9 protein-coding genes and 1 pseudogene are annotated in these 13,577 nt (G+C 59.7%); 5 read left to right on the top strand and 5 right to left on the bottom strand.

The annotated features are described in order from the left end of the window. Positions 1-148: 148 nt before the first annotated feature. The 3 genes from AB5202_RS06570 to AB5202_RS06560 all read left to right on the top strand — a co-directional run bounded on the left by AB5202_RS06570 (position 149) and on the right by AB5202_RS06560 (position 3,615). Complete coding sequence (locus AB5202_RS06570) at positions 149-811, top strand: TetR/AcrR family transcriptional regulator (protein ID WP_368143969.1); 663 nt, start codon at positions 149-151, stop codon at positions 809-811. Positions 812-874: 63 nt separating this feature from the next. After that, a complete protein-coding gene (locus tag AB5202_RS06565; protein ID WP_227790330.1) occupies positions 875-1,882 on the top strand; it encodes a DUF5692 family protein in 1,008 nt (335 codons plus the stop codon). Positions 1,883-2,118: 236 nt separating this feature from the next. Then, positions 2,119-3,615, top strand: a complete 1,497-nt coding sequence (locus AB5202_RS06560; protein ID WP_368143971.1) for a hypothetical protein — start codon at positions 2,119-2,121, stop codon at positions 3,613-3,615. A gap of 73 nt (positions 3,616-3,688) precedes the next feature. Here the strand turns inward: AB5202_RS06560 and AB5202_RS06555 are convergent, their stop codons facing one another. From AB5202_RS06555 to AB5202_RS06540, 4 genes are all read right to left on the bottom strand, one after another. After that, complete coding sequence (locus AB5202_RS06555; RefSeq protein WP_195622186.1) at positions 3,689-5,041, bottom strand: ATP-binding protein; 1,353 nt, start codon at positions 5,039-5,041, stop codon at positions 3,689-3,691. Positions 5,042-5,285: 244 nt separating this feature from the next. Next, positions 5,286-5,480: a hypothetical protein gene (locus tag AB5202_RS06550; RefSeq protein WP_342996958.1), complete on the bottom strand. Its 195-nt coding sequence runs from the start codon at positions 5,478-5,480 to the stop codon at positions 5,286-5,288. A gap of 133 nt (positions 5,481-5,613) precedes the next feature. Then, positions 5,614-8,241: an ATP-dependent chaperone ClpB gene (clpB, locus tag AB5202_RS06545; protein WP_238057912.1), complete on the bottom strand. Its 2,628-nt coding sequence runs from the start codon at positions 8,239-8,241 to the stop codon at positions 5,614-5,616. Between the two features lie 447 nt (positions 8,242-8,688). Beyond that, a complete protein-coding gene (locus tag AB5202_RS06540; RefSeq protein WP_368143974.1) occupies positions 8,689-9,360 on the bottom strand; it encodes a hypothetical protein in 672 nt (223 codons plus the stop codon). Between the two features lie 234 nt (positions 9,361-9,594). Here AB5202_RS06540 and AB5202_RS06535 point away from each other — a divergent pair, with 234 nt between their 5' ends. Next, on the top strand, positions 9,595-10,263 hold the full coding sequence (locus AB5202_RS06535) for a hypothetical protein (RefSeq protein ID WP_349105321.1): 669 nt from the start codon (positions 9,595-9,597) through the stop codon (positions 10,261-10,263). A 463-nt stretch (positions 10,264-10,726) separates the two neighbouring features. Here AB5202_RS06535 and AB5202_RS06530 read toward each other — a convergent pair whose 3' ends face one another. Continuing rightward, entirely contained in the window at positions 10,727-13,027 is a 2,301-nt protein-coding gene (locus AB5202_RS06530) for a hydratase (protein ID WP_368143975.1), read from the bottom strand. Between the two features lie 302 nt (positions 13,028-13,329). Here AB5202_RS06530 and AB5202_RS06525 point away from each other — a divergent pair. Then, positions 13,330-13,577 (top strand): annotated as a pseudogene (locus AB5202_RS06525) (IS110 family transposase); the annotation flags it as partial.

Here is a 13,577-nt window from a genome sequence, read left to right as displayed (position 1 = left end):
GCCCCTCTTTTTTTGCAGGCCGGGCATGCCCCATGCCGTTCACCCGCCATTGTTGACATTGTGTCAAAAATAGTATTGACGAACCGTCAACAATATTCAAGACTGTTAGGCGAACGGTCAGGCAAAAGAGGATGAAAGGCGGCAAAACATGGGCAACAACACAGCAGGTACCTCTGTAGTCGATGCCGTCCCCGCATCCGATAGCGCGGCAAAGCGCCTGACGGGCGACGAACGCCGTCGCGAGATCCTCGATGCCGTGCGCACCGTAAGCTCCGAGCTGGGCGTGTCCCACCTATCGGTATCGGCCGTGACCAAGCGAGCCGGCTGCACGCGTTCATTGTTCTACCATTACTTCGCCGACATGGACGCCGCCGTCACCTCTGTTATGGACGAGGCGATCGACGGCTTTATCTCCGAACTCGAGCAGTGGAACGCCGACCGCACCGTCGGTGATATCGAGGGCGCGCTCGACACCGTCGCCCCGCTCTTTAAGCGCCTGGTCGCCAGCGGCCACGAGCTGCCGAGTACGCTCACCTCAAGCAGCGGCGCGCTCTACGGCGGCTTTTTGCACAACGTGGTCCAGCGTGTGGCGCAATATATCTGCGACACCACCGTGGTGTATTTTGTCGCCCATCATGAGCTACGCATCGACCATGTCTACGAGACGTTCTACACCCTCATCATGGGGTTGTTGATGTATATCCGCACGCACCCCGATGTGCCCGACGAGACAGTCAAGGAAATCATCGCCTCGACACTCCACATCGAGGGCTATACCGCCAAGTATCCGGAGCGCAAGCCCCAGGACTGACGACATTTGGCCAAACTGCCCGCGATCAGAAGAGGGGCCGCGGGCGTGTGAAAGGAGAGCAGCATGCTGTTCGATGTTTGGGGTAGCGATACCCTTATCCACTGGGCCGGCTGGGCCATGGTCTTTATTGGCCTGATCGTGCTCAACGAGGTCGGCCGCCGCACCAAGCTGGGCGCGGCCATCATCTTTGGCGTGGCTCCGCTGGCCATGACCATCTACTGCGTCGCCATCGCCGTGGGCGTCTCACAAGGCGCCGAGTGGGCGCTCACCAACCCCACCCATGTGTACCAGAACAGCTGGTTCCACTACGCCAAGGTATACGCGGCGCTGGCCGGTTGCTGGGGCTTCATTGCCATTAAGTACCAGTGGGGCAAGATCGGCAAGGCGCATTGGTTCCGCGCATGGCCGTTTGTGATCGTCGCCATCAACATCATGATCGCTGTCGTGTCCGACTTTGAGAGCGCCTATCACTTCTTTGTCCTGGGCCAGTCCACCTGGGTCACCTCCGAAGGTGCCACGCAGCTGGCCGGCTGGAACAACGTGTTCAACGGCATCGCCGGTATCATCAACATCTTCTGCATGACCGGTTGGTGGAGCGTCTACGCCTCCGAGGACAAGACCGATATGCTGTGGCCCGACATGACCTGGGTCTACATCATCGCCTACGATATCTGGAACTTCTGCTACACCTACAACTGCCTGCCCACCCACTCCTGGTTCTGCGGCTTTGCGCTGCTGCTGGCGCCCACCGTCGCTGCCTTTATCTGGAACAAGGGCGGCTGGATCCAGAACCGCGCCTTTACGCTGGCCATTTGGTGCATGTTTGCCCAGGTGTTCCCCTACTTCCAGGAGGAGTCCATCTTTGTGACCCACTCCACGCTCGACCCCGGCGCCGCCACCGCGGTCTCGATTGCCGCGCTGGTCGCCAACGTCGCCGCGATCATCTACATCGCCTACCGCGCCAAGAAGCTCGGCCGCAATCCCTACAAGCAGGATGTCTTTGAGGGCACCAGCGATTGGGAGAAGGCCACCGCTCGTCGCGCCAAGGTCGATTACGCTCACGCCGAGTAACATGTTGGTCGCTGTTGGCGCCTGGGCATAGGCCCGCCCGCCAGGTTTTTCATCCAATGCCTCGCAGAGCCCCCGGAAAGCGTTTCGCTCGCTTTTCGGGGGCTTTTGTCGTTGCGTCTCTATTCATCTATTCAAAAACATGCGCATATATAAAATCGGATTTCAAATCATGAGGCGGCTCTATGGGGTCCCGTTTTTGGGTACAGTGTTGTCCCGATATTGAGCTTGGGGGATGTATGAATGATGAGACGATGGGCCAAGAGGATGCGGCCCAAGATGCAGAAGCGTGTGCCGAGGCCCTGGAGAGCCTAGACCGGATTTCGCTTGACGATGTTGCGTTTGACGATTCGAGCGTTGATGTGCAGGATGAGCCGGAAATCGAGGCGCAGCCCGATGATCAGGATACAGGCGACGTTGAGCCTGCCGAGGATGAGGCAGATCACGAAGACACCGAAAGCGAGGCCGACGACCAGCCCGGATCCGACACGAGCGAGGAAACCATCTTGCTCGACAACTTGCCGGCCGAAGATTCGCTGACCCGCGAGCTCCCTGGCTTAGGCTCTGCGCCTGCCGTGGACGAGACCATCGCCATGGGCGATATTCCCCTACCGTCCGTTCCTTCGGCACGCGAAGCCGAGGTTCGTCACCGTAAGATGTCGCCCAAGCGCCGCAACCTGATGGTGGCAGGCGTCGTAGCCGTCGCGCTTGTTGCCGGCGGCGCAGGCTATGCTGCCTGGAACGGATATCAACAAGAGCAGGCTGCCGTGCTTGCCGCAAACGCCCATACCATGATGTCGGTGCAGATTGGCGTGCATGCCGCGGGCCTCGACTGCTCAACTGGCTCCAAGATTCCCGTGCAGGTGAGCGGACAAGATTCCGACGGTTCTTCCGTGAGCGAAACGCTCTACGTTGACGAGCGCGGCCGCGGCATCAAACTGCTGCCCGGCGATTACACGCTCTCCATCGCCGCCTCCCCCATCGCGGCCGACGGCACCATCTATACCGTCCCGACCACCAAGACGCAGGTCGCCGTTAAGAGCGATGGACAGGATTTAAGTGCCCAGGCCACCTTTAAGCTCAAGGTGCCTTCGGCCGACACGGTGACTGACGACCAGATCGATGCCGCCGCCAAGTATGCCGAGGAAGGCGGTGCGAGCTCCGCCGCGGCCGCCAAGATACTTCAGCAGGCGGCAACCGCGCGGCGCGACGCCGCCGTCAATGCCGTGAGCGCGAGCGAAGCGCAGGCCGCGCGCGATGCCGATGCTCGGCATAAGGCAACGGACCTGTATCAGCTCGATATTCCGGTTGAGTGGTATGGCAAGGTCGCAACCTGGCAAAACGGCAACACGCTGTGCATTTATCTGGACGGCGACAGCGATACGCCGATCGTGACGCTCGTCGCGGTGCGCGAGGGCGAGAGCTTTACGCCCGATGAGGGCGATACGGTTTTGGGTGCGGCCAATCTGGGCAACGGTTATACCGTCTATGCCAGCGGCCCCGTCTATCCGTACGTGGTGCCCCAGACTATCAACGGGCGCACCCAGGATCCAGTGTCGACCTACCCCATGGACACGGCCATTGAGCTTGTCGAGCTTACGACCGGCAACCGCTATACGTATAGCCAGATCAAGAACGACCTGGTGGGTAAAGACGGCAAGGCCGATGGTGCCACTAAGCTCGAAACCGACTACCTCGCGCAGATCCTGCTGCCGAGTATCAAAACCCAGGACTAGCCTGGCGCAGCAAGGTGCTCCCCAACCGTGATGAGGGAGCCAGGAGGTCCTGACCCCACAGGTCCATAGATGATTAGGCAAGGAGCCACTTCCATGCGGGCACAACGTGGACCACACCGTGCTCGCATGAAATATCGGTCTGTTCATCCATGGTAACGATTGCCGACTCGCCAAGATCGAACTGGGCCATCGAGGCATCAAGCGCGGCAATTTCGCGCTCGCGCGTTTTCTCACGTGCCATATCCGCACTCACCTGAATCAGGCTATAAGCCCGCATGAGAAGCGCGTCCCCAGCCACAAAGTCCACCTCATGGCTTTTGCTCTTCTCTTTGATCAGCAGGCGGCAGACCGAGCCGGTCCTCACCGCGGGAGTCTTTCTTCTTAGCGCATTGAACACTGCGGTCTCGAGCCTCTGGCCCTGGTCCAATGCTGATGCGGGAGAGAATGCTCCAAACATCGCAGGGTCGACAGCGTAGACCTTAGACGCAGACCGCATGTTATTTGCCAGTGAACGCGTGAACTCCGGCACAGAAAATAACAGGTAGGCGTCCTCATAATACTCAAGTAAATCGCTAAGCGAATTACGACTGACGGGTATCTGTCTGCTCTTGAACTCGTTGTACACTTTGTTCACTGACAGCTCTCGTCCCGAAGATGCCATACACCGCGTCAAGAACAGCGATGCCAGGCGAGGGTTCTTGACGTCGTAACGTTCAACGACGTCCATGGCGACCGTTCGCGAAGCATATTCCTGTAGCAGCTGAATCGCGTCTGCAGGCGTCTGCTCAAGTGTCGCAATGAATCCCCCTCGTTCAAGATACCCGATCAGATGATGTCGAAGCAGCGCTGCATCGCTCGGGGAAAAGGTCGCATCTGGCTCGAGAACGCTCCCCGTCTTATATCGAACGTATTCCGAAAAACTCAACGGAAAAAGCTCTCGCACAAGAGAACGACCCCTGAACTCGCTCTTAAGTTCTGAGGACAGCATCTTAGAAGAAGATCCCGTCACATAGACGGTCGCTTTCTCCGTATCGACTACACGCCGCAGAAACGCACCCCATTCGGGAATTTCCTGGATCTCGTCAAAGAAAATGTAAGCGCCCTCGGTTCGAGCAACAGGATACAGCGCATAGAACGTGTCGAGCACGTCCGCCAGCAGCGATGGCTCATACGGGCGCAAGCGCTCATCCTCAAAATTGAAGTAAAGCATCCGGTCAAGCTCGACGCCCCGGCTCTGAAGCCGCCGCATCTCCTGATACAGGCGATACGTCTTTCCACAACGGCGGGCCCCCACAATCACATTTACGATGTTGTCGCGCTTTGGCTCCTGTGGGTTTCCTAGATCAAGGTCTCGCTCAAAGACCTGCGGAACCCCCTGCTGTTCAAAGTCCTTTATTTTCTGGGCGATCAAGTCGTTGAATGCCATTATTCTCCAATCTTGCTCTCTAGCTAATCAAAATTATAGTGATTCTTGATTAATTAGAGAGCAAGATTATATCTGACTTGATTAACACTTAAGCAAGTTTTTTCACTATTACTGCTCGAAGGATGCCGAGTGGCTGAGAGGACAACCAAGCTCGAATGCGACTCCCTGGACAGTCGATTTGGGACGGGACTTTTTTGACTACCCCGTCCCAGAAAATCATCGCCAAATTAGCTACTTGATGCAATTAGCGCCACGGGTCAGCTTCGAACATCGGCTCACGCTCGGGGCGTCGGTCGCTGTAGGGGTCGTAACCGTCATCGTCCTCGTTCTCGGCACGAATGTAGGGGTCGCACGGCTTGGGCGCCGGTTTCGGTGCGGGCTTTGGTGCGGCGGACGCGGCGTTAGTCGCCGGCGTGTTCGTCTTGATCTCGACGTTCATCTGCATATCTCCTTGCCATGTACTCATGCTCAACATCATCGATTGTCGCACGAAAAAGGGCGGCGGACCCAATTGGATCCGCCGCCCTTGGCGTTTTGCGATGAGGGGCGGTTTTAAAGCCGGCCCCAAAAATCTACTCAGCGTCGGGGACCTCGTAGGTGGCCGCCGGCGTGTTGTCGCACACGACGGTAAAGCCGCCGTCCTTGTCGGCATCGACCGTCACCTGATCGCCCTCGCGCACCGTGCCGTCGATGATAGCGGCGGCGATGGCATCCACGACCTCGCGCTGAACCAGACGCTTGAGCGGACGGGCGCCAAAGACCGGGTCCAGGCCGCCCACGGCGAGCATCTGCTTGGCCGCCGGGGTGATGGCAAGCGTCATGCGCTCCTTGGCCAGACGCGCGCGGACGTCGGCGAGCTGGATGTCGACGATCTTCTCGATCTGCGCCATACCGAGCGGATGGAACACCACGATATCGTCGATACGGTTGAGGAACTCGGGGCGGAAGGTCTGAGCCATGGCAGCGTCGACCTGATGGCGCATCTCCTCCTCGTCCTTACCGGACAGATCGGCGATGGCCTTGGAGCCCACGTTGGACGTCATGATGATAATCGTGTTCTTGAAGGACACCTGGCGACCCTGGCCATCGGTCAGACGACCGTCATCAAGCACCTGCAACAGCACGTTAAAGACATCCGGATGAGCCTTCTCCATCTCGTCGAGCAAGATCACGGAGTACGGACGACGGCGCACGGCCTCGGTGAGCTGGCCGCCCTCGTCGTATCCCACGTATCCCGGGGGCGCACCGATCAGACGCTGGACGCTGAACTTCTCCATGTACTCGGACATGTCGATACGCACGAGCGCACGCTCGTCATCGAACAGGCACTCGGCCAGCGCCTTGGCGAGCTCGGTCTTACCCACGCCGGTGGGGCCCAGGAAGAAGAAGCTGCCAATGGGCTTGTCCGGATCGGAGAGGCCCGCACGGCTGCGACGCACGGCCGCGGCGACAGCGGAGACCGCCTCGTCCTGGCCGATGACACGCTTATGCAGCTCGCCCTCCAAGCCCTTCAGCTTGTCGAGCTCGCCCTGCATCATCTTGGAGACGGGCACGCCGGTCCAGGCGCTCACGACCTCGGCGATCTCGTCGGAGGTCACCTGCTCGTTGAGGCCCTCGCCGTCCTGCTGCTTTTGCGCCTCGAGCGCGGCCTCGGAATCCTGAATCTGCTGCTGCAGACCCGGGATCACGGAATAGCGCAGCTCGGACGCACGACCCAAATCGCCGTTGCGCGTCGCACGCTCCTCTTCGCTCTTGGCCTCGTCGAGCTGTCCCTTGAGCTCCTGCACGTGGTCGATGGCGTTCTTTTGGTTGAGCCAGCCGGCCTTTTGCACGTTGAGTTTTTCCTGGACCTCGGCGATTTCCTGGCGCAGAGCTTCCAGGCGCTCCTTGGAGGCGTCGTCGGTCTCCTTCATGAGCGCCTGCTCCTCGATCTGAAGCTGGGTGAGCTGACGCGTGGTGGCGTCGATCTCGACCGGCATGCTGTCGAGCTCCATGCGTAGGCGGCTTGCCGCCTCATCGACCAGGTCGATGGCCTTGTCGGGCAGGAAGCGGTCGGCGATGTAGCGATCGGAGAGGTCGGCAGCTGCCACGAGCGCGCTATCGGTGATATGCACGCCGTGGAAGATCTCGTACTTCTCTTTCAGGCCACGCAGGATCGAAATGGTGTCCTCGACGGTAGGCTCGCTCACCATCACGGTCTGGAAACGACGGGCGAGCGCCGCGTCCTTCTCGATGTACTTGCGGTATTCGTCGAGCGTGGTCGCGCCGATCGCGTGCAGGTCGCCACGGGCGAGCGCCGGCTTGAGGATGTTGCCGGCGTCCATGGAGCCCTCGGTGGCACCCGCGCCCACAATGGTGTGGAGCTCATCGATGAACAGGATGACCTTGCCCTCGGACTTCTGGACTTCCTTGAGTACGGCCTTCAAGCGGTCCTCGAACTCGCCACGGTACTTGGCGCCGGCGACCAGCGCGCTCATGTCGAGCTCGATGAGGTCGCGGTCGCGCAGGGTGCTCGGCACGTCGCCGGCCACGATACGCTGGGCGATGCCCTCGACGATGGCCGTCTTGCCGACGCCCGGCTCGCCGATGAGCACGGGGTTGTTCTTGGTGCGACGGGACAGGACCTGGATGGTACGGCGGATCTCGTCGGTACGGCCGATGACCGGGTCGAGCTTGCCGGCGCGGGCGAGGTCGCAGATGTTGCGGCCGTACTGCTCCAAGGCCTCAAACTGGGTTTTGTCTTCGGCAGACGTCACGCGGTCATCGCCACGCAGCTCCTCGTAGACCTGCTCGATGCGCTCCTTTGTGACGCCGGCGTCGCGCAGCACGCGGCCCGCCTCGCCCTTGTCCTCGGCAAGTGCCATCAGCAGATGCTCGGTCACCACAAAGCTGTCGCCCATCTTGGTGGCCTTCTTCTCGGCCTTTTCGATGACGCGAACGAGCTCGTTGGACAGGCCCATCTGCTGACCCTCGCCCGAAACCTTGGGCGCGTGGTCGATGGCATCCTGCGTGGAACGCGCGAGCTGGGCCGGGTCGGCACCGATGCGCTCGATGATCACGGAGATATTGCGCTCGCCGGCACCGAGTAAGGCGGACAGCAGGTGAATCGGCTCCACCGCGCCGGCCTGCGCGTCGGCAGCCGTGCTCATGGCGGTCTGCAACGCCTCGCGCGACGTCATTGCTAGCTTATCGATTCTCATGGAATCACCTCTCTTGGGGCGGCCGCCCTACGGGGCGGCTTCACGTTGTTCGAGAAGTATTGTTGCCAGCTTTGTACAATCTTATACACAAATCTAAGTCTCTATATATAAGATTTTCTGAGTGATTAAGTGATAGGGGGCAGGCACGCTCGCCCGCTGCGGCCTCGTCCCCTAACTATCTCAATCTGTAACATCTATCGACCGTTTCCGGCTCCAGATGTTATAGATCGAGACGAATTGTTCAGCGGCGCCCGTTTGTCTCAATCTGTAACATCTAATCGGCAAATAGGGCTCTATCTGTTACAAATCGAGACGAACAGAAGACACCTGAATCGAAAATCTAAATCTGTAACACCAGGCCCACTTTTAGCGGCCAAGATGTTACAGATCGAGACAGACCGAAAACCACCACAAAGAGGACAGGCACCTTTGTGGTGGTCGCGGTCTCTACTCCTTCGCCGAACCCATACTTCCCGATTCGACGGTCCAGAGCATCTCATCCTCGAACAGCCATGTACGGGCAGACCCACTATCGCGTGCAGTCTGCGGGTCAGGCAAGCAGGTCTGTTTATAGGCATCTTGGATACACTGACCCATAAAATCGTTGAGCTCGGTCTGGTCGCCCTCCATGACATAGGCGACATCGCCGTCCATGATGTAGATGCCCGGACCCTCATTGCCCTCGTAGCCCGGATCGTACGAGACATCACACAACTTTGCGCCGTTTGCAGTGTCCAGCTCGATGGAAGAGTGGCATCCGCCAACCATGTCGTTCGCTTTTGCCCGATAGGACGCATATCCGTACCAGCGCTTAAAGGTTTTGCCCTTGAGTAGCTCGGACGCCCTATCGATCAGGCTTGTATCCGTGGTATAGCGCATGGCCCCAAGCTGAATACGCGGATAATTGCTAATACCCAGCACAGCCGGCTGCTCATCAAAATCAACGGTAATGGCCTCGGGCTTGTCGTCGCCGGTCAGAAGTTCGACAGATTGAGTCACAGGCTTGACTACCGGCTCCGTCACCGCAGCAGGTAGAAATGCCATACCGACAGCGCCCGCGCCAACCACAGCGATCGCAAGCGCCAAGACAATCAATCCAATACGGGCAGAACGGCTCACGGCAAAACACCCCACAATGCAAACCTTCGCCACCTTCACTAATGATACCGCCAGCTAACACTATTACCAAAAGAAGCCGCGCGCTCCTCACCACCACAAAGGGGACAGGCACCTTTGTGGTGGTTTTCGACGCTAACGGTCGACTATCTCGCGCCATGAGATTAAACTTGAATTGTTCTCTGAACATATCCATTTCTGCCTATCCTCAACAGATCTTTGTCTCGAGGAGCGCATATGAAGCCGCCTCATTCCACCGGTCGCAACGTCATCGCCATTCTCGCCATACCCATCGTGATGCTCTTCCTTATCGTCATCACGCCCTTTTCTTTTGGTATCGCCTCGCCCTTCGATCTTTGCGGGATGATCGACGCCGGCTCGCGTGCCACCTCGCTCTCCTTTGTCTGCCGTGGCGTGTTCTACGAATATGCAATTCCCACCGGACTTTGGCAGTCCAAGTTACCGTTGCTCGGTCAGATCGACGGATGCTCCCCCTATTTCTGCCTTGGACCTCAGGCGCTAAACTATCTAATCGACGACCAGCCACTCGACTCCATCGGCCTTGCCTACGACTACGCACCAAACACCGATGAGCGCCACATGAACCAAGTCCTCGACAAGATGCTTGGACAGTGCGGGCTCACCGAGGAGGCCGGTCGAACCATCTATAGCAACCAGAAATTAAAGCGAACAGAACTCCGCCGTGTCGGAAAAATCAAAGGGCGAAACAGGGCCGCCTACTGGGATGCCTGGGCAACACGCGACAAGGGCGAATTCGGACACAGCACCTATATGGTCACCGTCTACACCAAAGACGGAATTAAGGACAATGTTGACGATTTCGCGTCATCCAAACTCGGCATCCCCAAAACAACCAAACCCGCCAGCCCAGATGAAATTCTGTAGAGACGCTCATTAGAATGTCGTTCAACGAGCACGGCAGCATCGAGCTCGCCCCACCACCACGAAAGGGACAGGCCCCTTTGTAGTGGTTTTCGACTCTGGCACTCGACTGTCTCGATCTGTAACATCTAGCGGCTCTTTTCGATCTTAGATGTTACAGATTGAGATGAAATGATCAGCGGCGATCGTTTGTCTCAATCTGTAACAACCGCTCGTCAAATAGGGGCCCAGATGTTACAGGTCGAGACAAACGGGACCGCCACAAAGGTGCCTGTCCCCTTCGTGGTGGTTTTCGACAAAAAGAAACCGCCCCGATAACAGAGGCGGCATCAAGCAAGTCTATTTATTAGCGTCCCTCAAGACCCAACGAGAACGTCGCGGTAGCCCCGGCCATACCTTTCCCTCGGGCGACCCTCGCGAAGCGCGTGAGCACGAGGGAAAGGTGTGGCAGGGGCGTACAGCAGAGTTACTCGGCAGCGGCCTTGAACTTGTTGTAGTTGATCAGGCAGCCGGCCTTGACGATAGCACGCTCCTCTGCCGTCATGTCGGCAATGTAGAGCTCAATCTGCTCGACCGCACCATCGGCGCGGACCACGTAAGCGGCGATGTCCTTCAGGTCGCCGTCGAGCGCGGCGCGGATACCCGGCACAAAGACGTAGTCGCCCACCTCAAAGCTGGGCTCGGCCTCCATCTGGAAGGGCACCATGCCCCAGTTCATCACGTTGGAGCGATAGCGCTTGGTGGCGTACTCGTGGACGATGTTGGCCAGGCCGCCAATTACGCGCTGGCAGCTCGCGGCCTGCTCGCGGGCAGAACCGTCACCGGGCTTCTTGGCATAGAGCATGGAGCCGTACTCGGTCGCCCTGGCGTCGGCAGCGACACCCGCGCCGGCCAGTGCCTCAAACACGCCGGCAAGCTCGGCATCGAGTGCCGCCAGGTCGCCTGCTGCCTCGCCGGCAACGCGGCGCTTCTCTACGGCGTCGACCTCCTTCGAACGGCCCACGTAGGCCGGGTCGCGGCGGCTCAGCGTAAACTCTGCCAGGCCCAGTGGATTGGAGCGGAAGGAGCTCGTCTCGCCCGAAGGAATGAGCTCGTCAGTCGTGGTGACCGGGTCCATGATCTTGGAGCACACCTTGAGCAGGATATCGTCGCCGAGAGGCTCCATCGCGGGCCACGGCTTGATGTTGGGGCCTTCGACCAGCTCGTCGGCCGGCTCAGCCTTGCCAAAGCCCCAGTACACGCGCTTCTTGTACGGCGCGTCGTCAAAGGTGTACTCGCAGGCCTCGTCCCAGGTCTCCTCGGGCAGGTCGGTCGCCGGCGTCAGGACGCCGCCGTTGGCAGCCGTCGCCGCAATGGAGCGGGCGTCCATCAGGGCCACCGCGCTCAGCTGGCCATTGCCCGGCTTGGAACCCTCACGGTTGGGGAAGTTGCGCGTGGTGTGGCGGATGGACAGGCCGTTGTTAGCGGGCGTGTCGCCGGCACCGAAACACGGGCCGCAGAACGCCGTGCGCACGATCGCGCCAGCCTCCATAAGGTCGTAGATGTAGCCGCGACGCGTGAGCTCGAGTGCCACGGGCTGGCTCGTGGGATAGACCGACAGCGAGAACTCGCCGCAGCCGGTGTTGGCGCCCTTGAGCACGCGGGCAGCCTGGACCACGGAGTCGTAGTTGCCGCCCGAGCAGCCGGCGATAACGCCCTGCTGCACGTGCAGCTTGCCGTCGACGATCTTGTCGAGCAGGCTAAAGTGCGTCTTACCCTCGCCGATCTTGGCAGCCTCGAGCTCCACCTCGTGCAGGATGTCCTCGAGGTTCTCGTTAAGCTCGTCAATCTCAAAGCCGTTGGAAGGATGGAACGGCAGCGCGATCATGGGCTTGATGCTCGACAGGTCGACCTCGACGCAGCCGTCATAGTAGGCGACATCGGCGGGCTTGAGCTCGCGGTAGTCGTCGCCGCGGCCGTGCATGGTCAAGAATGCGTGCGTGTCCTCGTCGGTGGCCCAGATGCTCGACAGGCAGGTGGTCTCGGTGGTCATGACGTCGACGCCGTTGCGGTAGTCGGTCGTCATGCTCGCGATACCGGGGCCCACGAACTCCATGACCTTGTTCTTAACGTAACCCTTGGCAAAGACGGCACGGATGATGGCGAGCGCCACGTCGTGCGGGCCGACGCCGGGGCGCGGGGCGCCCGTGAGGTAGATGGCGACGACGCCGGGATAGGCAACGTCGTAGGTGTCGCGCAGCAGCTGCTTTGCCAGCTCGCCACCGCCCTCGCCCACGGCCATGGTGCCCAGGGCACCATAGCGGGTGTGCGAGTCGGAGCCCAGGATCATCTTGCCACAGCCGGCGAAATTCTCACGCATAAAGGAGTGGATGACGGCGATGTGCGGCGGGACGAAGATGCCGCCGTACTTCTTGGCAGCCGAGAGACCAAAGACGTGGTCGTCCTCGTTGATGGTGCCGCCCACGGCGCACAGCGAGTTGTGGCAGTTGGTGAGCACGTAGGGCAGCGGGAACTGCTCCATGCCCGAGGCGCGCGCCGTCTGGATGATGCCGACAAAGGTGATGTCGTGGCTCGCCATGGCGTCGAAGCGAATCTTGAGCGCCTCGGGGTCGCCGGACGTATTGTGTGCCTGGAGGATCGAATACGCGATGGTGCCGCGCTTGGCATCCTCGGGCGTCTGCGTAATACCGCGCTCGGCAGCCTCGGCCTCAGGCACAACCTCGCTGCCGTTACGCAGGTAGATGCCGTCCTCGTACAGCTTGACCATACTGTCCCCCACTCTGCCCAAAAGATTTGGGCGCATAGCATACATTCGTTCAATATCGTGCCATAGAACGGTTGCGAGTGGGTTACGAATCTACACGTTCACTTTATCTCAGTAAAGTAAAGGACGAGCACCTTGCATCCCTCTTCTGACAAGGAGTGTCCCAAAGTGCCGGCACAGACGATATGAGCAGGACATAAAAACATTGAGAGCCCCTGCTGCATGAAAGACCGCGGATTAGGCCGACAATGGTGAGTGTCTAATTCAGCCGCGGCGGCCACGCCGCATTCATGGAAGGGGCTCCCATGCTCGATACTACCACCTTCGTCGGCCTCGACGTCCACGCCCGCTCGATAAAGGCAGTCTCCCTCGACGTCATGACCGGGGAGGTGCGCTGCGCGACCTTCGGCTACGACGCCGGCGCCGTCGCGGGGTGGGTGCGGTCCGTGGACCCCAGGGCCAGGTGCGTGTACGAGTCCGGGGTCACGGGCTTCGACCTGCAGAAGAGGCTCTCCGGCCTGGGGGTCGACTGCGTGGTCGGCGCCGTCTCGAA

The organism is Collinsella aerofaciens, from assembly GCF_040915545.1.
Lineage (GTDB): Bacteria > Actinomycetota > Coriobacteriia > Coriobacteriales > Coriobacteriaceae > Collinsella > Collinsella aerofaciens_BE.
The sequence above is the reverse complement of the archived record's forward strand: the minus strand, read 5'-3'. Positions and strand labels throughout refer to the sequence as shown.

Excerpts from the sequence above, each read along its gene's own strand:
- AB5202_RS06570 (WP_368143969.1), top strand. The coding sequence starts at position 149 with ATGGGCAACAACACAGCAGGTACCTCTGTAGTCGATGCCGTCCCCGCA.
- AB5202_RS06565 (WP_227790330.1), top strand. The coding sequence starts at position 875 with ATGCTGTTCGATGTTTGGGGTAGCGATACCCTTATCCACTGGGCCGGC.
- AB5202_RS06560 (WP_368143971.1), top strand. The coding sequence starts at position 2,119 with ATGAATGATGAGACGATGGGCCAAGAGGATGCGGCCCAAGATGCAGAA.
- AB5202_RS06555 (WP_195622186.1), bottom strand. The coding sequence starts at position 5,041 with ATGGCATTCAACGACTTGATCGCCCAGAAAATAAAGGACTTTGAACAG.
- AB5202_RS06550 (WP_342996958.1), bottom strand. The coding sequence starts at position 5,480 with ATGAACGTCGAGATCAAGACGAACACGCCGGCGACTAACGCCGCGTCC.
- clpB (WP_238057912.1), bottom strand. The coding sequence starts at position 8,241 with ATGAGAATCGATAAGCTAGCAATGACGTCGCGCGAGGCGTTGCAGACC.
- AB5202_RS06535 (WP_349105321.1), top strand. The coding sequence starts at position 9,595 with ATGAAGCCGCCTCATTCCACCGGTCGCAACGTCATCGCCATTCTCGCC.
- AB5202_RS06530 (WP_368143975.1), bottom strand. The coding sequence starts at position 13,027 with ATGGTCAAGCTGTACGAGGACGGCATCTACCTGCGTAACGGCAGCGAG.